The following is an 18,459-nucleotide window of genomic DNA, read 5'->3' on the forward strand; positions in this document are numbered from 1 at the left end:
ATACATCAAGATAACAAAAATAAGTATTTTTATTATTGTTATGCTGCTTGCAATCGGAATGGTTTTTCCAACATGGACACCTCGAATTGAAGGAGATAATAGCATAAGTTCTTTAAAACAGATCGAGATTAATGGCACTGATCATGAAGTCATGATTAGGGGAGTGGATCGACGCAATCCGATAATAATCTTTGTGCATGGCGGTCCTGGCTGTTCTGAAATTCCTTATGTGCGGAAATATCAAGATTTGCTTGAAAAAAACTTTACAATTGTACACTATGATCAACGTGGAAGCGGGAAGTCGTATCACTTTTTTGAGGATTACTCTACACTATCCGCAGACTTGCTCGTAGATGATTTGTTGGCCTTAACAGATTATGTTGAAATGGAATTTGGACAAGAAAAAGTGTTGCTGATAGGCCATTCTTTTGGCACATATATTGGGATGAAAGCTGTCGCAAAAGCGCCTGACAAATTTGTTGCTTATGTTGGAATCGGGCAGGTTGCCGATCATAGGAAAAGCGAATTGGATAGCTTGAATTATTCAATTAAACAAGCAAAATTAGCCGGTAACCTAAAGGATGCGGAACGATTAGAACAGCTTCGAGGTGCAATCGAAAAAGGGGAGCAACTTACGCCAAGAAATATGGTTCGAAAATATGGCGGAGCAGCTAGATTAATTGATGATAATTGGGATTATTACACAGGGTTTCTCTTTAATCCGGAGTATAATTTGCTCGATGTTATTCGTTATTTAAATGGAGTTTCATTATCGCAAGAAATTTTGTTGGAGGAAGAGTCGAAAAATAATATCACAAGCATTGTCGATAAAGTAGATATACCCGTTTATTTTGTAATGGGACAATATGATTATATGACATCTGTAAAGGCGGCAAAAGAATACTTTGAAGTACTGGAAGCGCCGAAGAAGGAATTTGTAATTTTCGAAAAATCCGCTCATTATCCTCAGTTTGAGGAGGAAGAGTTATTTGCTGAATGGTTGAAAAAAACATGGAGTCAGATTAAATTCTGAGGAGCAGTCAGTTCGACAGGTGAATGAGGGTACTAATAATTTTCTAAAGGGATCTACTGGATAATAAAAATTTACTTACCGCCACTGCTCTTCATGCGGCTTAAATTGCAGTGACCGACACTCAAGTCATGTGGAGTGTGTAGCGTTACTGAAATGGCACGGAAATAACCAGTAGACCCATTGGGTTATGAGGGGTACGGAATGGCTATTCCGTGTCTTTTTTGTGCTTCAAAATCGAATCATGACGCGGACATATCGCCGAATCCTGATTCAATACATAGCCTAAATTAGGCAGATGTATCGGTTACAAGTTCGAAACGTCGAAAACGAGGAGGTGCGAATGATTTGGAAAATGAAAAATTCCTCTTTTTGGAATCTGGACGAAATGGCATGGTTGTTACAAATACTGTCAAGCTTGCTACTGGGGATAATACCAGCGTAGTTGTCATTAGGGGTCATGTAGATGGATATAAATATAAGAACCCTCCATGTATGGAGGGTTCTTTTTGAGTAATAAATGTACCAATTGCATTCTGTTCGTTGGACGATCGTGCCCGTTACTTGAATAATTCGTTTCTGAATCTGACCACCGTCTGTTTGGAATAATCCCCACAAAAAAAAGCGCCGGCTCACGATGTTATCATGAACCGGCGCTTATTCCGTTTCCACAAATACGTTCAAATTGAGCTGCTTTAACAACCGTTCCAAGAGCACCGCTGCTTCCACCCCAAGGGTGAAAACAGGGCCTACTCGTCCCATTGGTCACCGCGGGACTCCGGCTGGTTGCTATTCAGGAAGCGCGTGTCATTTGCGACGAGCCGTTCGCTCGATGCCATCAGCGGTTACTTTGTACAGTTGGTGCGGCAGGTCGTGTCCCATGCCGTCAACCAACATGAGCTCGGCGCCCGGGATGGCAGAAGCTGTGTCCTCGCCACACGCCGGGACGAACAGGGGATCGTCCGTCCCATGAATAACAAGTGCTGGTACTTTTATGGTCGCCAGCCGCGGACGACGGTCACCGGAGATAGCGATCGCAGCAATTTGTCGTCCGACACTGCCTGGATCGTAGGCTCGATGGACTTCCTCCAGAATGAGTGCCCGATAAGCGTCTTCTTCAAACGGATAGCCAGTGCCGGCGATGCGTTTGGCAAAAGAGAGGCGTTGCGCCAAAAATCCTGCTTCATCCTCAAAGGGGTTCGGCGCCGGTTTAGTCATCATCGCCATGACTTCCGGGGAAGCTTGCGGAAGGGTGGGATTACCGGAACTAGACATAATGGAGGTGAGTGATAAAACCCGTTCCGGGTACTCACTGGCTGCAATCTGGGCGATCATTCCGCCCATCGACCTGCCAACGAAATGTGCCCGGTCAATTGAAAGGGCGTCGAGTGTGTTTCGCAACTGAAAAGTGCAGAGTATCGCGGCCATTTTGTGCATAGCACCGCCAACATCGAAATTCATGAATTTATGCTCGACAGAGCATGACGCAAGCGATAACTCTCGCCCGTAAAACTCAGGATGTGCGCGTGGTGAACTAAACGATCCACCAGCGCTTTCGTTAATCTAGTATCACCAAACACGCTGTTCCATTGCCCAAACTCCAGATTGGAGGTCACTATGAGACTTCGCTGCTCGTAGCATTCCGAGATAACGTGAAACAGAAGTTCAGCACCCGTTTGGTGAAACGGCACGAAGCCCACCTCATCCAAAATCAACAGATCGCACTTCATCAGTTCTTTTTGAAATCTCGTCAGCGTCCCGCTCGCATGTCTTTCCTGCAATTTGGCGACAAGCTCCGAGACGCGATAAAACCTCACATCAAGCCCCTGCCGACAGGCTTCCACCCCTAACGCAATTGCCAGATGGGTTTTCCCAGTTCCCACCTTTCCCAACATCAAGATGTTCTCTTTATGTTTCAGGAAGTTAAGCTCACGTAGAGACTGCTCCGTGCAATGATTCGGAAACGTGATCTCCTCAAAGTTGTATCCTTCGAACGTTTTCAATTGAGGGAATCCGGCGCGCTTCATCAATCTCTTCATTTTACTGGACTCACGTCCTTGGATCTCTGACTGCAGGATTGCCAGCAAGAAGTCAGTACGACTCTCGAACGGAACCGATTCGTAGTGGTTCATTACATGTGCCAGATGGAGCGTTTTGCACGCCTGCGCCAACATTTTTCGATTCATAATGTCACCCCCAACAGATCGTTGTAATTGGCCAAGTCACCTGGATGATAGCCTTGAATCTTCGATGGGGTGTGTACCTCTTGGAACGGTTCAGGATGAAACTCGGGATATCGTTGTTTGTACAAAGCGTGCTCCAACGCTGTTTCGACGCGAGAATCCCAAGGCATGAGTTCGTGCAGGCCTTTAGCGATCTCCCCCATCGTGTAGTTCTCCAACAAACGCCTCACAAGGGACAGGCGTGCCTTGCACGTCTCCGACTCAACTTCCCTCAGGAAGTGTTTCAGTGTTTCTGGCATCATCGACACAAAAGTCGAATATCTGACGGAGCGAGGGCGTCGCTTGAGTCCATCTAACACAGCTCTCCACTCGATCTCCATCGTCTTGTCCGTATAAGGCCGAGGGAACTCGAAGATTTTGCTGTACGACTCGTCCAATACCTCGATCAGATCCCACTTAATCTTGAGCAACACGCGCTGCTCTGCCTTGCATTGCGGGAGTGGGTACTTGATGTTCTCGAACGACAGTTCACGAAATTTGTTCAATCGACCTGTATCCAAACGAAATACCTCTAGCGGTTCAAGCGGCAGGGAATAGAGCATTTTCTGCTCCTGTCGCCATAGATCGTCCACTTTCTCCTTCTTCGAATAGTGAATGCGCTGACGATCCTCCAGTGCCTCCATTTCAAGATGTACTGCGAGTTCATCGAGCGATTGAATGACTGGGATCGGGACACACCAGTTCCGCCTTCCGTAACCAACCTTGTTCTCTACATTGCCTTTCTCGTTGCCTCTCGCCACATTACAAAAGACAGGCTCGAAGCGGTAATGAGCACAGAACCTTGTGAACGCATCAGTTTGCTTTCGTTCTCCGTTTTTCTCGATAGATGCAACCGCAGCCGCGAGGTTATCGAACCAGATGCGTCGCGGTACTCCGCCCATTTGTCCGAACAGCCGCTTCAAGGCTTCGAGAAAGCACTCGCCATTCTCAGATGGAACGGGGAAAGCGAAGGCCGCATTGCTAAATGGGAAGGACGCGGTAAGAATCTTACGTTCCACGAGCCTCCCGTTCTGCGCAACCTGTACGGTTCCAAAGTCTACCTGGGCTTCGCCACCTGGATGCTCCAGCCGTTCGTAGCTCTTCGCTCGGTCATGGGCGTAAGCCGCCCGCCATTTAGCCACGTACTCCTGTACCGTTCGTTCGCCACCAGTAAATTCATACTCCGCTTTGAGACGGTTAAAGATCCGCCGAGCGGTGTGGCGCTGTTTGCGGGGAAGAGCCTCGTCCTCCAATAGCCACGTATCTATGATTTCGAGAAACGGACCGAGAACTGGGTAACGACCGAATCGTTTTCCCACCGTCTCGTTCCAATCGTCTTTGTCCGCATATTTTTTGGCAGTTCGCCAATTCAAGTTCATTCGTTCTGCAATTTCGGTTATCGAACACCCTTCGTGTTCGCGCAAAAATTTGATATACTGTTGTTCAGGCACTTTCAACATCCTCTCGATCCCCCTTGGTCGTCGCAAACCGTAGGGTAAGTTAGTAGATCGATGTTGGCAAGTGCTTTTTTTATGCCAAAATGTCGCGGGCAAAGTCTGCACTTTTACGCCGCGACATTCTGCAATTTCATTATGCGATAAACAGTCGAGCAGTCCGATAGCATCATTGGACATGTCATCGAGTGTGTAAGGGATGTCTGGTCGCTGTCCTGACATGAGAGCAGTCGCCAGTGCGTCAAAATCCAGCGTCGGATGATGGCTAAAGTGTGTCGAGCAACCTACGTCGCGATTGTCAAAGCGGATTACGCGAAAGCCCCGCGCCGCTAATATCTGACAAAACGGAACCGTCCATCGAATCATCTGGCTTCCAAGCCCGGCGATTAGGATAATTGCCTCGTCATTTTCGTTACCGAAACTGTCATAAGCCAATTCAACACCGTTGACTTTCAGAATGTTCATGATCATGTTCTCCTCTTATTTCGGTATCGGAAGTTCTGCCATAGGCAGAAGGCGTGAATCTTCGATCGCTGCAGTCCGATGCCCGATACCGGCCAGGTAGTCTTGGTGACTTGAAAAAGCAAGAAACGACTGCGCGCTGCTCTGGCGGATCAGCATAACAAGATCCCATCTTTCGTCTTCTGGTCCGATAAGAAACTCACCGCCATCGCCAAGAAACATGATTTCACCTCCGCTTTCACGGAGATATGGGAGGGTGTGCTCAATATAGCGGTTGAAAGCTTCGGCACCGCTGATTGGCTCCTCTGGTGTTAGTTCAGGATTGGCTGTGTAATCGGCAACATCACGAAAACGCAGCAGGTTCAACATGATGATGCTGCCCTCAATGCCTCGTTGCATGAACCTCATGCCAGCGCGTTGCGATGGTTCGATGTAACGAATAGATGCAAGCTCTGTCATAGCGTGGCTCCTTTCGTAGTTCCTTTAATAATTCTTTTCGCCTCCAAATGCTTTCATTCATTAGTTCCCTTCAGGGAATGCAGTAGCGGCTAATCTTTTGACATGGTTTCTGATATCAGGTGCCCAGTCATCTATGAAGTGGTAGAAACGATCCAGATCACCAGCATACAGTGCCCGCAGAGCTTCTTCGTATTTAGGGAAGTTCCCGGCCATAGCTGTCATAAAGGTATATGTTGCTTCTTGTGACTCTCGGATATTGCTCTGTTTTTCTCCAGTACGGCGAGCCTCATCAATGAGTTTTCGTAATGTTACCGACGCCCCTCCAGGTTGACTCTTGAGCCATTCCCAATGCCGTGGCAATAACGTAACCTCACCGGATACAACCCCCAGCTTGGGTCGACCGACCCGCCGCGTAGACAGGTGATTCACTTCCGTATCGGGTACGTCACCAAACTGTTCTCCTAATCGTTTGAGCACATCATCTGTCTTCCCACGAAAATCAATATCCACTTGCTTCCCCGTGGAATCGTCAAATAAAAGCAACTGTGTGAGGTCTCTGTCTTCCAGAGCATCCTTCACTGTAGTAACAACGTGCTGTAACGAACCACTGGCGACGACTCCCACACCCAAAAATGCCGTGCAGTAAAAGCTTGTTAGGGCATTACTCATGCTGATCTGACCTCTTCTCTTATTGTTTCACCTATTATACCCGGGTAAAAATAAAAAATCAATATTACCCGGGTAAAAAACACGACCTAAGAGGAACCGCGCTCAGGCTATTGATTCATTCAAAAGACAACCCCCAGTTTCCAACCAAAAACTGGGGGGTTACAATTTGGTGAGGAAAAATTCCTTTTATTTTTGCGTTTCGTTTGAATTTAGCTAGTGGGTCATTTTTTGGATAAAGCAAAAAAGCCGCTGCGTTTGCAACGGCTTCAGATCGTAGGATTGTGCCACAAATCCGTCCTTTTTTTATTCAGAAGTCAGCTTAGCATTGTTGTCACGCAGGATCAAATTGGGAACAATGCGAACATAAATAAGTTCACCTGCAAGCTCGACGATGGTCTGCGTTACAATAATTGCTGCTACAAGTGTGCTCCAGTTTTCAGGCAAAGCTAAAGCAAGGGGAAGAACTACAAGGGAATTACGTGTTCCTGCACTAAAAATAACTGCTCGTCCTGACCTAACATCTAATCGCAGCCATTTTACGATAAAACGTGAAATGAACGGCATTATGAACATAAATGCAATATAAATTGGAACAACTTTGATAAGTAGATCCCAGTAGGCGGATAGCTTACCAATTTGTGATGCCACAACGATAAAAAGCGTAAGAGCCATCAGGGGAACAGGAATCCATGCAGATGCATCTAACAGCACTTGACCGCTACGATTATTTTTGGAGAAAAGTTGTGTGCCAATTGCCAAGAGAAGCGGTAATACGATGATGATAAGGAATGCTTCAATAAAAGGTCCAGGGTTAACAACTTCTGATGCTTTATTGCCCATGAAAATCCATAGGTACACAGGTAATAAGAGCATTTGTGTCACAAAAAGAACAGGCGTTGATAAGAGCATTAGTTTTTCATTGCCGCGGCCTAAATGAGTAAATACAATGACGTAGTCAATGCAAGGTGTCAGCAATACAAGATACACGCCCAGTAATACTGGAGCTTGCTGAGGCAAGAAGTGAGATAACAACCAAACGACAATCGGTACTGCAATGTAATTTGCAGTTAGGATCGCCAAGAGAAAACGACGATTTCCAAAGGATTCTTTTATGGATACAAAAGGAATCTGAGTAAACATCCCGTACATTAGGACAGCGATTACGACTGAAATAAGAATGTGATTATCTAATGCCAACATGAGTTTAGGGGCAAACAAGCCAAGTCCCGCTGCTAGAACTAAGATCATGACGTATAGCCAAATCTGATTCTGTTCAAGTTTCTCACGAGATATCATTCCTTCACCTTCTCCGTTATCTACTAATTTTGCTGTGAAACAGTGTTCAAAGCTTGGTCTTTATTTTCTTGACATTCAATAGGAAACAATGTTAGACCAGAAACAGCGGCCACTATCTAGCTTCCGATCTTACCAACCAGCCGTTTTGTACACCTATTTTATCTACTTGCCCAGCATGAATGCTTTCATAAAATTGACGTCTAATTCAAAAAAACAGGGGGTTAGCAATGGATAATACCCAATGGAAAGCCATCTTTTCCTGTGATTCCAGATATGACGGAAAGTTTTTTTATGCTTTATCAAGTACGGGAACGTTTTGCAAGCCATCATGTTCGTCTCGCACACCCAACCCTAAAAATGTTCGTATTTTCTATAACGAAGAGGCGGCCAGATCGAGTGGATTTCGTCCTTGTCAACGTTGTAGACCAGATCATGCAGATTGGGAAGGGTTAAAAAGGGAATTATTCGTCAAAACAAAAAAATATATCCTTCATCACTATGATCAAAAATTGACGCTGAAGGATATTGGCGACGCTTTAGAAAAAAATCCATACTATATTCAACGTACTTTTAAAGAGATGATGGGTATCAGTCCTTTACAATTCCTACATGACGTTCGAATCGAAAAGTCTAAAGGGTTACTAAAAGAAGGACATTTATCAACGACTCAAATTAGTTTTGACGTTGGTTTCAGTAGCCTGTCCCATTTCTCGAAGGTTTTTAAGGAAAAAACAGGGATGACCCCGAAACGTTATCGTGAGGTAAACTGAAAATTTTACTGGTAGGGAAGGTCCGTCAAATTGATTCGGCAAAATCCTCACTATGAAGGAGACCTTGTACAAGGTATAAGCCAAATCAGGAGATAACCAGTAGACCCAATGGGTAATGAGAGGCACGGAATTACTATTCCGTGTCTTTTTTGTGCTTTGAGAATGAATCACAACGCGGACATATACCCGAATCCTGGTTCAATACATAGCCTAAATTATGCACATGTACCGGCGTCATGTACGAAACGTAGGAAACGAGGGAGGCGAAAGAGTTGGTAAGTGAAAAACGGATTGGACAGATCCCGCAACCGATCGGGAGTGATGGCAGCGGATGGTGGGATTTAGGCCCGCGGGACGTCATTCGAGACCTTCAAAACCCCGACCTGCTAGTTCCACCTCCCACCGATGCCGGAACGATACCGAACCTAAAGTTTTCTTTTTCGGATGCCCATAGGCAGTTAAGTCACGGCGGTTGGTCGCGCGAAGTGACAATTCGGGAGCTTCCGATTGCGACCACGCTTGCCGGGGTGAATATGGCTCTGACTCCGGGCGGTGTACGCGAGTTACATTGGCATCAACAAGCGGAATGGGCGATCATGCTTGTAGGGCGGGCTCGCATTACATCGGTGGACCAGCACGGGAGGAACTTCATTGCGGACGTAGGCGTGGGTGATCTGTGGTTTTTCCCTCCAGGAATTCCACATTCGATTCAAGGTTTGGAAGAAGGTTGCGAGTTTTTGCTTGTCTTTGACGACGGTAAATTTTCGGACCTCAATACGTTATCGATCTCAGATTGGTTCGCACATACGCCACGGGATGTGCTATCGGCCAATTTTGGTGTGCCTGCGAGCGCTTTTGCTGAGATCCCGAAATGCCAGCGATACATTTTTCAAGCAAACGTGCCCGGTTCCCTTGAAAGCCAAAAAGTAGCAGACCTATGCGGTACGGTGCCACAAACCTTTTCTCATCGACTGCTGGCACAAAAGCCGATTGTAACTCCGGGCGGTACGGTACGGATCGTTGATTCCACCAACTTTCCGATTGCGAAAACAATAGCCGCTGCTTTGGTCGAAATCAAACCGGGTGCGATGAGAGAAATGCACTGGCATCCAAACAACGATGAATGGCAGTATTATATCTCAGGCACGGGACGCATGACAGTTTTTGCTCCCGATGGTACGGCCCGCACGTTCGATTATCGTGCGGGGGATGTAGGATATGTACCGTTTGCATTTGGGCACTATATTCAGAACACGGGCGATCAAAGTTTGTGGTTTTTGGAGATGTTTAAGAGTGACCGCTTTGCAGATATTTCACTGAATCAATGGATGGCGCTCACACCTCAGCAATTGGTACAGGAGAACCTAAACGCTGGCCCCGAAATAATGAACGCATTGCGGACTGAAAAATGGCCAGTCGTCAAATACCCTGGGTTTTCTTACTTCCCAAGAACGAGTAAATAAATCGTGCAACATTGGGGGCGAATGATCGTACCCTCCGTTATGCCCCGATTGCTGTGACAGGAGGCGGGGCCGAGCTGCGCCGACTGCAACGAGCGTGTCCATTTTGAAGACATTCTTTTCATAACTCTCCCTACAATCGGTAAGGATGTTTTGCGCTAAGTGCATACACTTCCACTTTGGCAACTTCGCCGTTTGCGACGTACAGTGAAGCCGATTCCTTCCGTTCAAGCGTAATTAGCAAAAAAGGAAGCGTCTTCTCCTCCACTTCCTGGAGTGGGGACTCGACCTACATCAGTGCGCGGGAAGTGACCTACTTTAACGACTCCTCTCCAACTATTCAACCGATTGAGGTCGGATCGTACACCAACTATTACAACAAAACGGTTAAATCAAACGAAGAAGCCCTCTATCCAATCGGTACCGGCTGGTCGTGGAAGATGCCGTCCGTCGAATCGAAAGATGGCAAGAAATATGTTCATCTTGCCGATGGCGGCACTTATGAGGTGTCGGGATCCACGTTGAAAGGCTATACCTGGAAGGATCTTACTTACGCTGCAGACACGTCTGTCGTTGTCAATGGCGTAACATCAGCATCTGTGCTTAAATCGGAAAACTCCGGCATCAAGGACTATTTTGACTCCACAGGCCGTCTGATCAAGAAGACAGACACCTATGGCAACTATGTGCAGTTTCTGTATACTACACATGCAACGTACGGCAAAGTCTTGTCCCGCATTGAGAACTCGGTGGGCAATGCGATCACGATCACCTATTCCCCGCAGGAAGTCCGACTGACCCAAGGCGACCGCACGGTTGTCTACACCAAACAAGCTTCCTCTGCGGCGGAGAACAAAGAGCTACTGACCTCCGTCACCGACGAGGCGGGGCGCCGCACCACGTACGACTATGCGATCAAAGCGGCACGATTTAACCTGCTCGGAAGCACGCCGAACACGTCCAACCCGTATGCGCTTGTCACTGGGGTCACCCATCCGACCGGCGCGAAAACGGTCTACCAATACGAGCCGAACGTAACCAAACGTTTCCTTGGTTCTTCGGCGGTGAACGAAACGTACCGTCTTGCATCCGTTTCCGATCAACTGATCTACAGCAACGGAACGGTGGAGAACAAAAACACGAAGACGATCTCTTACACCGGCGATATGGGCAGTTCCTACTCCACCAAAATGACGTTCGCCGTCTCGATTCTAAAAGAGGGCGTTACCACCAAGTTTGATCAAAAGAAAGACTACATCAATTCTTCAATTGGGGCTGTCTACTACAACACAAAAGTCACCCAAAGTGCAGGCGATGAGCAGCGCGTCGTTACCAAGACATACGATGAGGCGCGCAGACTTCCGGTCCCGAACCAAGTCAGCAACCAATATATCAAGGCGGGTAATGCAGCGGAAGAGACTACCTCCTCCCAGACTTACGATGACTATGGCAATGTCTTGACTGAGACCGACCCGAACGGCACCGCCAAAACGTACGTTTACGATTCGACGACGCATCTGCTGAAAAGCGTTTCCGAGCCGATCAGCACGACACAGTCGAAAAAGACCGAGTACACGTATAACGCTCAGCGCAGCCCGGTGCAGGTGATCATCAAAGAAAACGATCAACTGCTCCGCCAAAAGAACTACGACTATGACAGCTACGGAAACGTGATCACCTCTCGTGACAAAGGCACGACCGGCGATCGGGTGCAGCAGGTGGAGTACGGTGCGCAGTACCAATCTGCTTTCCCGACGAAACTTTCCGTTCAAACAATCGACATCGACGGCACTCCGCAAAACAGCACTCAGACATTTGAATACAGCCTTCCGCTCGGCACGATGACCAAGTGGGCCGATGGCAGAGGCAATATCACCATGTACGAATACGACAAGCTTGGCCGCACGATCAAACAGACTAGCCCAGACCTTTCGACGCAGACGGTCACGTACCGCGATCTGCAAAACGAGGTCGAGGCAGTTGATGAGCTTGGGCTAAAGACCATCACGAAATTTAACCAGCTCGGCTGGAAGACGGATGTAGGTGCTGTGCTTGACGGTGTGTACCAAGCGAAAGTCAAATACGGCCACGACAACGCCGGCAACCCGATCTGGGAAGAAGATGCGCTTGGCAATCGCACAGCTACCAAATATGATCCCTGGTCGCGTCCGATCGAGCTGACGTACGCCGACCTGACCAAATCGACCATCCTCTACAACGACGCCTTGCGCAACAAATCGATCACAGATTCGGACGGCGCCACACAGCGCGAGACGTACGACAAATTAGGACGTGTTGTGCTCAATGAGTCGGTTGATGCTGTCAAAGGCAATCAAGTGATCCAAAAGACCGGCTATGACCTGGTCGGCAATATGATCTCTGAAGAGGATGGAAATGGAAACCGCACCGGATACACGTACAATGCCATCGGAGAGTTGAAGAGGGTTGCTAATGCAGACGGGCAGGTTGTTACTTACGAATATGACTTCTTAGGAAACCTGACAAAGATTCTGTATCCTGATGGGAAATTCGTTGAGAAGAAGTATGATACATTAGGAAATGTCATCCAAAAGACTGATCCGCTCGGCCAGATAGACAAGTATTTTTACGACGCTGCAAATAATCTGATCAAAACGATCAACCGCACAGGCCAGCCGAAGACTTTTGGATATAACAACCGCAATTTCCTCATTCAAAAATCAACTCAAAATAGTACTGTCTCCTACCAATACGACCTAACCGGCAGACGTACGGAAATGATAGATGGAACCGGTGATACTTTGTATGCTTACTCAGAGCTTGGATTCCTGAAATCCATTCAATTACCAGATGGCAAAACCTTATCCTACGCTTATGATTCAAACGGGAATCGGACGAAGATGACAGATCCTTTTGGACGTGAAATTTTCTATGGGATCAATGAAAGATATCATCTTAGCACCATTTCAGTTGGAAGCGACAGCGTCGCTCCCGAAGCGGAGTATACCTTTAATGCCGCAGGACAAGTAAGAAATACGAAGTTGCAGAACGGAACTCTACTTGAACGAACGTATGATGATAACAAACTGCTTGTTTCTCAGATTCAAAAGAACTCGAACAGTGCTGTTGTCAATCATTTTACGTATCAGTATGATGCAGTTGGAAACCAGACGCAGAAAATTGAAAACGACAGTACGTACACGTATACCTATGATCGTCAAAATCGCATCAAGACTTCGAATTTGTTCACCGAGACATACTCGTATGACACACGGGGCAATCGTGAATCACTTCAAACGGACCGTCCATTAGAACTTTCTGATGCAACCTACGAATACGATGAATGGGATCGATTGGTTCGTGCAACAACTGCAGAAGGCGCTGTCGTTGAATATGTGTACAATGGCGATGACCAGATGGTAGAACGAAAAGAAGGGGAAGGGATAACTCGTTACTATTATGACGGTCATGATATTATTGCTGAAGCAGATGGTACAAATAACAACGTTGCGTTAAAAGTACGTTATATCCGAGGAAATGGTCTTGCGGCCCTGGAAACTGCAGATGGAAAGAAAGCGTACTATACGCTCAACGGCCATGGCGATGTTACCGAGTTGCGTGATGAAAATGGCAATCTCCTTAACCAATACACGTATGACATTTGGGGCAATGTGTTAAGCAAAACTGAGCAGATTGAGAATTCATTCCGTTATACGGGGGAATTTCAAGATGATGTAACGTCCCTGATATATCTGCGTGCACGTTGGTATGACCCAAGTCAAGGGAGATTTATGAACGAGGATACTTTGGAGGGGAATGTTAACGATCCGTTAAGCTTAAACCTCTATACGTATGTTTCGAATAACCCGCTCAAATATTCCGACCCGTCAGGACATGCACAAGCGGACAGCGGCTATTCGTACTCACAACATCCTAGTCAAAAGTATGACTACATGTTAAACACGCCCGCTGCACTTGAGATTGGACGACTTGGGACTCTATGGCAAATTGCGTATAAAGCCAAAGACAAGAAAAGTATGGATTCCTATCATGCTCAAGCTGAGAAAGTCCGTTCTAATGCTTGTAGCTACCTTCCAAGCGGATGTTCGATCTATGATATCAATGCATACTTCGTCTTTGACACGTCCGGTTTCTTCGTGGTTGGAGCAACAGCAACGTTTACGTATGTTGCGCATTCTACTGGTCAGATCCATCATTTGTTGTCAAACCAAATAATGCGTGAGTTAAAGAATCATATTACATTGAAGGGGGTGTTCGATCGTGAGGATCCAGCCTTTAAGTACCGAGCAACAGATGCGGATGCTCATAAAGGATATCAAACCTGGCACAGGGAATATGATAAGCGGGTAGTTCGATGGTTGCAGGACAATCCTAAGGCTACTCCTCAAAGCTTTAGAAATTTTTTGCACGCATTGCATCAAGAGCCTGCTATCCGACAAAGGATACCCGGTGTAAATCTGAGATACAAAGGTGGACAAGGAGAACAATAAGGCAGGAGGAGCTGTATGAAATTTTTCGTAATCGAAATGAATCTTTTTGATGATCGACTGTTTGCTTACACGGAGCAGGTCGATTTTGAAACGGGAGAGGCCCCGCGGTGTCCGGAATGCAACGATGCAGTTGGTCAGCGAGAATGGTTGCCTCCCTACCATATTAAGCTCTCCAAGCCATCGTACGGGGATTTTGCGTATGGTTCGATTGCCCCATTCGTTGTAACGGAACGAGTTGTTAGGCTGTACTCAGAATCGGGATTGAAGGGGATTGAAAGCTTCCAGCCTCTAGAGGTGGTGAAAGTTGCAAGGAAAAGAAACACATCACAGGAACCACCGATGTACTATCAAGCCATAATCCCCTACGGCGGCAGTCGTACTGAGATAAACCCAACACTTTCACATATAGAATATATGAGCGAGCCGACTTGCCAGTTTTGCAAACTCGGGACAATCTACAAATATCAAAATGTTGTTATCGACGAGGATACATGGGACGGTATAGATGTTTTTAAACCAATTGGATTGCCAGGTACGATTGTCGTAACGGAGAGGTTTCGAGATTTTGCAGAACTACACGGGTTTACCAATTTAAAGCTTGTTCCTTCAACCGAATACGAATGTCCATATTAAAGCGTGTTCCTTCAACCGAATACGAAGATCCAAGTGCTCAGCCCGTAACATGAACCATACAATGGATGCCCTGAATGTTCCCAATTCTGATTTTAGTGACCGACATACTACACATGTAGAGTATGTGACGTGGCTTGTGAGAAAGGGAAAGTAAGAGGTGCGGTCTTAGAAAATTGTGCTGTGGAATCCTCCTTGGAAAAGGGGGATTTTTTTATGTATGCATTCGAAAACACAGCGATCTATATCGATGGCGAATAGGTAATAGGCTTACCCGGTACATGTCCCACAATTGGGTTTCCTTGTCTGACTATAAACAGAAGTGACCCACAAAATGTCACGTTTTTTAAAGTGTCCATCTTGTGGGTCACAGTTCAACTAACCGAGGGCTTTTCCTGCAATCTGATAGCGGACTTTTATCGGCCAGTATTCGTCGTATTGTTCATTTCTTTTCCACGATCAGTATGTTTAGCGGGGAAGAGATATCGCATCCGGTAAGTGAATATTCGGTTTCATATGCATGTTCATCCTTTTCGATTGACAGGCACTGAAAAGTTTGGGTACCACCACCAAACTTATCTTTGGAAGAATCTATGAAGACTTTGATTTTTTTACCATCATATTGCATAGTGAAGAAGATCGGGTCTCCTTCTTTTGTATAGCGGGTAATCTTCACGTCCGATGGCTGCTGTGATTCCATATCCGATAAGAACTTATAAAACTTGTCGAGATTCCCAGTCTTAGGTCCTTCCGAGATGACATCTCCATTTTGAATCGCTGTCTCAGAACTATATTGTTGAGTTGACGAACAGCCTGTCGCTAACATAAGGAAGCAGAATAAAACTAAAAATTTTCGCATGTTCATCCTACCTTTCTCCAGGCAATGGAAATGACGTAAAGATGCATACAGTATAACAGGAATTTCTAGACGGTTTACTAAGGAGGAGACCTATGGACACTTGGCTCTCCATGGTGTTGGCTTCGGCCTCGATTGTTACGGTAAAGTATCTTTTTAGCCCCAAAGCGGAGAGGCTGCGTCCGACACACTTATTCATTGAGTTTCTGGGAATCACTTTTTTTATCGGGCTGTTTCAATGGCTATTAGAATAACTGACGTAGCGATTTCCCGCCGAAGGTGTAGGTTCAAGTAGGCTATGAACGTCAACTCGTAATTAACTTTTTATTGTCGCAGTGGAGTTTTTTATTGTTTGTTCCGTAGTTCCGTACCAATTTTTTATGCAAGTCGTCGTACATACCTAACCGATCCGTAACTGTAAATTTATGTATCCCGATGATATAATTGTTAGAATAGATAATCTACCGAATGATACGAGAAGTTTACTTGAGGGTGATGAACTAGAAGATAGACGGAACAGGAGGAAGATCGGTGTCAAAAGCAGTGCATAGCCATGCTGAGTATCCAATGGTGAAGATTCCTGCAGGTGAAGTTGAATTAAGGGACGATCGAATCAAGACTACATGGACGGTTGAACATATCCCTGTCAAGTAGACAGCGGGTAAAAAGCCACCCTATGAATTAGGCACAGACCTGAGTTCGGTATTCTACTGGGCTCAGGTCATTTAATTTCCGTTGTATTCTTTGCTGGTTGTAAAATCGAATGTAGCTAGCCACAGCGTTCATCACCTCTGCCTTGGTGCGAAACTTGTTGAGATACATGAGTTCCGACTTCAGATGACCAAAGAAGTTCTCTACGCAGGCATTATCCAAGCAGTTTCCTTTTCTGGACATACTCTGCGCTATGTTGTATGTTTGAAGCAACTTGTTATATTGGTGAGATGTGTACTGGAACCCCTGATCACTGTGAAGAAGGGTGTCGGTCACATCTCTTTTTTTATTGGCGAGCTTGACGGTATCAAGAACCAGTTTAAGATCGTTCCGCTCTCCGATGCGGTAGGCGACAATTTCGTTGTTAAACATGTCGTAGATGACCGACAGAAATAGCCTCTGTCCATTGAAAAGCAGGTAGGTGATATCTGTCGCCCATTTTTCATTTGGCCGCGAGGCCTTAAAGTTTCGGTTCAATGAGTTTGGTGCTGTATAATTCTCTGATTTCTTGCCAAACCAGCGTTTCTTCTTCCTTGCAACGCACTGGATACCTAGTTCTTTCATAAGCCGGTACACACGTTTGTGATTGATCTTGAGATTGTGTTTTCGACGTAGCCAAGCACGAACACGATAGTAACCGTAGGTTCCTCGGACTGCTTTATGACATTGCAAAATAAGTTTTTTGAGCTGCCGCTCCTCCTTTTGTTTGGATGTAATCATTTGTCGACGTTGAACCCATTTGTAATACCCACTCCGTGATACTCCTGCGGTTTCACACAACAGTGACGTTGAATAGCTACCAGTAAGATCTTGGATGACTTGGTAGCACTGACGAATCTTCGCTTTACCTCTCACCTCCTTTGCAAAAGCAACAGCTTTTTTAAAAAGTCGTTCTCCGCTCTCAACTTTTGCACTTCTTGTTCGAGCGTAAGCTTTTTCGTTCTCGGACGACCAGTGAACGGTGTTCTCGTCTTTCCTCTGCGCTCCTCTAAGCCCTCCGCCCCAAGCGTTTTGTAGTTTTTGACCCACTTCCTTACCATGCTGTGGTCGGGGATCTGCAGCTCACTTGCGACCGATTTATAACCCATTCCTTTTTCCAAATACATCTTTACCGCAATGAACTTGAATTCTCGTGAATACGTTTTTCGTTTCCGCGCTGTCTTTTCCAAAAGAAAATCCCCCTTGTGTAGTAACAGTAAGGGGGCTTGCTTCCTACTGTCTACACAAAAGGGATTATCTCAGGTTGAGGTGAAATCTTTTTTGCTTGCACCGGTTCCCGTTACGAAAGAGTTCTATTTCACGATCATGCAACCATCAGTTGGGTCTATTGATGAACCTCAGGCTCCGGTTGTGGAAGTCTCATGGAATGATGCGATCTTATTTTGCAATTTGCTTTCACAGCACTCGGGTCTAAAGGAATGTTACTTGGTAAGTGATGATGGTGAGAACGTCGTCTGTGACTGGGAGGCTGATGGGTATCGTCTTCCTACGGAAGCGGAATGGCAGTATGCGTGTAAAGCAGGAACAAGTGGTTATCGGTATGGAGAGCTTGATGACATCGCTTGGTATCAAGACAATTCTGAGGGCAGGGCACATCAGGTAGGGAAAAAGCTACCGAATGTGTGGGGGCTCTATGATATGTTAGGGAATGTTTGGGAGTGGTGCTGGGATTTATACGATGTGAAAGTATACGGCTCCTACAGAATTTTCCGCGGTGGAAGCTGGGCGGAAGAGGAGCGGGGCTGTGGGGCGACTTGTCGCCGCCGTAGTCACCCAACATTTCGAATCGATGATCTTGGCTTTCGACTTGCCAGATCTCTATAAGTTGGCGAATTCAATAAGTTACGCCTGAAAAAGATCGCCTATCGAGGGGGTCTTTTTTAGTGTACTATGAATCTGGATTTACAATGGATTTATAAGGGAAAACTTGCAGATATTAGTAATTGTGTT

15 protein-coding genes and 2 pseudogenes are annotated in these 18,459 nt (G+C 46.2%); 8 read left to right on the plus strand and 9 right to left on the minus strand.

Going from position 1 to position 18,459, the window contains the following annotated elements; translation table 11 throughout:
• The first annotated feature begins 40 nt into the window (after positions 1 to 40).
• Positions 41 to 1,033, plus strand: a complete 993-nt coding sequence (locus tag CIG75_RS03925) for an alpha/beta fold hydrolase (protein ID WP_157729674.1) — start codon at positions 41 to 43, stop codon at positions 1,031 to 1,033.
• A gap of 804 nt (positions 1,034 to 1,837) precedes the next feature.
• Here CIG75_RS03925 and CIG75_RS03930 read toward each other — a convergent pair.
• The 6 genes from CIG75_RS03930 to CIG75_RS03955 all read right to left on the minus strand — a co-directional run bounded on the left by CIG75_RS03930 (position 1,838) and on the right by CIG75_RS03955 (position 7,592).
• Entirely contained in the window at positions 1,838 to 2,491 is a 654-nt protein-coding gene (locus CIG75_RS03930) for an alpha/beta fold hydrolase (RefSeq protein WP_322348601.1), read from the minus strand.
• A complete protein-coding gene (istB, locus tag CIG75_RS03935; protein ID WP_094234918.1) occupies positions 2,488 to 3,216 on the minus strand; it encodes an IS21-like element helper ATPase IstB in 729 nt (242 codons plus the stop codon). Before istB ends, CIG75_RS03930 begins: the two co-directional genes overlap by 4 nt.
• The gene (istA, locus tag CIG75_RS03940; RefSeq protein WP_227874344.1) at positions 3,213 to 5,171 is read right to left on the minus strand and encodes an IS21 family transposase; all 1,959 of its coding nucleotides are present in this window, start codon (positions 5,169 to 5,171) and stop codon (positions 3,213 to 3,215) included. The genes istB and istA overlap by 4 nt, the downstream gene beginning before the upstream one ends.
• A gap of 15 nt (positions 5,172 to 5,186) precedes the next feature.
• The gene (locus CIG75_RS03945; RefSeq protein ID WP_094235474.1) at positions 5,187 to 5,627 is read right to left on the minus strand and encodes a DUF1330 domain-containing protein; all 441 of its coding nucleotides are present in this window, start codon (positions 5,625 to 5,627) and stop codon (positions 5,187 to 5,189) included.
• 60 nt (positions 5,628 to 5,687) lie between these two features.
• Entirely contained in the window at positions 5,688 to 6,296 is a 609-nt protein-coding gene (locus CIG75_RS03950) for a DUF2239 family protein (RefSeq protein WP_094235475.1), read from the minus strand.
• A 303-nt stretch (positions 6,297 to 6,599) separates the two neighbouring features.
• The gene (locus tag CIG75_RS03955) at positions 6,600 to 7,592 is read right to left on the minus strand and encodes an arsenic resistance protein (RefSeq protein ID WP_094235476.1); all 993 of its coding nucleotides are present in this window, start codon (positions 7,590 to 7,592) and stop codon (positions 6,600 to 6,602) included.
• A gap of 227 nt (positions 7,593 to 7,819) precedes the next feature.
• On the opposite strand from CIG75_RS03955, the gene CIG75_RS03960 reads away from it, so the two are divergent.
• From CIG75_RS03960 to CIG75_RS21145, 4 genes are all read left to right on the plus strand, one after another.
• Entirely contained in the window at positions 7,820 to 8,362 is a 543-nt protein-coding gene (locus CIG75_RS03960) for a bifunctional transcriptional activator/DNA repair enzyme AdaA (RefSeq protein ID WP_094235477.1), read from the plus strand.
• Positions 8,363 to 8,634: 272 nt separating this feature from the next.
• Entirely contained in the window at positions 8,635 to 9,825 is a 1,191-nt protein-coding gene (locus CIG75_RS03965; protein ID WP_094235478.1) for an oxalate decarboxylase family bicupin, read from the plus strand.
• 176 nt (positions 9,826 to 10,001) lie between these two features.
• Positions 10,002 to 14,312 carry an RHS repeat domain-containing protein gene (locus tag CIG75_RS03970; protein ID WP_157729367.1) on the plus strand — a complete coding sequence of 1,437 codons (4,311 nt, stop codon included), beginning with the start codon at positions 10,002 to 10,004 and terminating at the stop codon, positions 14,310 to 14,312.
• Between the two features lie 15 nt (positions 14,313 to 14,327).
• Positions 14,328 to 14,945, plus strand: coding sequence for a hypothetical protein (locus tag CIG75_RS21145; RefSeq protein WP_227874345.1), 618 nt, complete (start codon positions 14,328 to 14,330; stop codon positions 14,943 to 14,945).
• A 439-nt stretch (positions 14,946 to 15,384) separates the two neighbouring features.
• Here CIG75_RS21145 and CIG75_RS03980 read toward each other — a convergent pair whose 3' ends face one another.
• Positions 15,385 to 15,807: a DUF4362 domain-containing protein gene (locus tag CIG75_RS03980; RefSeq protein WP_094235480.1), complete on the minus strand. Its 423-nt coding sequence runs from the start codon at positions 15,805 to 15,807 to the stop codon at positions 15,385 to 15,387.
• A gap of 86 nt (positions 15,808 to 15,893) precedes the next feature.
• Here CIG75_RS03980 and CIG75_RS20580 point away from each other — a divergent pair, with 86 nt between their 5' ends.
• Positions 15,894 to 16,052: a hypothetical protein gene (locus tag CIG75_RS20580; protein ID WP_157729368.1), complete on the plus strand. Its 159-nt coding sequence runs from the start codon at positions 15,894 to 15,896 to the stop codon at positions 16,050 to 16,052.
• 277 nt (positions 16,053 to 16,329) lie between these two features.
• Positions 16,330 to 16,434: pseudogene (locus CIG75_RS20585) on the plus strand (formylglycine-generating enzyme family protein); the annotation flags it as partial.
• Between the two features lie 45 nt (positions 16,435 to 16,479).
• Here the strand turns inward: CIG75_RS20585 and CIG75_RS03985 are convergent.
• Together CIG75_RS03985 and CIG75_RS21150 are read right to left on the minus strand one after the other, a co-directional pair.
• Positions 16,480 to 17,406: pseudogene (locus CIG75_RS03985) on the minus strand (IS3 family transposase); the annotation flags it as partial.
• Complete coding sequence (locus tag CIG75_RS21150) at positions 17,361 to 17,615, minus strand: helix-turn-helix domain-containing protein (protein WP_265415075.1); 255 nt, start codon at positions 17,613 to 17,615, stop codon at positions 17,361 to 17,363. The pseudogene CIG75_RS03985 and the gene CIG75_RS21150, both read right to left, overlap by 46 nt.
• 109 nt (positions 17,616 to 17,724) lie before the next feature.
• Between CIG75_RS21150 and CIG75_RS03995 the strand changes: the two genes are divergently transcribed.
• The gene (locus tag CIG75_RS03995; protein WP_407701281.1) at positions 17,725 to 18,333 is read left to right on the plus strand and encodes a formylglycine-generating enzyme family protein; all 609 of its coding nucleotides are present in this window, start codon (positions 17,725 to 17,727) and stop codon (positions 18,331 to 18,333) included.
• Positions 18,334 to 18,459: the final 126 nt, after the last annotated feature.

Origin of the sequence: Tumebacillus algifaecis (assembly GCF_002243515.1) — a bacterium.
GTDB lineage: Bacteria > Bacillota > Bacilli > Tumebacillales > Tumebacillaceae > Tumebacillus_A > Tumebacillus_A algifaecis.

Coding starts and splice junctions, on each gene's coding strand:
- CIG75_RS03925 (WP_157729674.1), top strand. CDS start 41: ATGCTGCTTGCAATCGGAATGGTTTTTCCAACATGGACACCTCGAATT.
- CIG75_RS03930 (WP_322348601.1), bottom strand. CDS start 2,491: ATGAATTTCGATGTTGGCGGTGCTATGCACAAAATGGCCGCGATACTC.
- istB (WP_094234918.1), bottom strand. CDS start 3,216: ATGAATCGAAAAATGTTGGCGCAGGCGTGCAAAACGCTCCATCTGGCA.
- istA (WP_227874344.1), bottom strand. CDS start 5,171: ATGAACATTCTGAAAGTCAACGGTGTTGAATTGGCTTATGACAGTTTC.
- CIG75_RS03945 (WP_094235474.1), bottom strand. CDS start 5,627: ATGACAGAGCTTGCATCTATTCGTTACATCGAACCATCGCAACGCGCT.
- CIG75_RS03950 (WP_094235475.1), bottom strand. CDS start 6,296: ATGAGTAATGCCCTAACAAGCTTTTACTGCACGGCATTTTTGGGTGTG.
- CIG75_RS03955 (WP_094235476.1), bottom strand. CDS start 7,592: ATGATATCTCGTGAGAAACTTGAACAGAATCAGATTTGGCTATACGTC.
- CIG75_RS03960 (WP_094235477.1), top strand. CDS start 7,820: ATGGATAATACCCAATGGAAAGCCATCTTTTCCTGTGATTCCAGATAT.
- CIG75_RS21145 (WP_227874345.1), top strand. CDS start 14,328: ATGAAATTTTTCGTAATCGAAATGAATCTTTTTGATGATCGACTGTTT.
- CIG75_RS03980 (WP_094235480.1), bottom strand. CDS start 15,807: ATGAACATGCGAAAATTTTTAGTTTTATTCTGCTTCCTTATGTTAGCG.
- CIG75_RS20580 (WP_157729368.1), top strand. CDS start 15,894: ATGGACACTTGGCTCTCCATGGTGTTGGCTTCGGCCTCGATTGTTACG.
- CIG75_RS21150 (WP_265415075.1), bottom strand. CDS start 17,615: ATGTATTTGGAAAAAGGAATGGGTTATAAATCGGTCGCAAGTGAGCTG.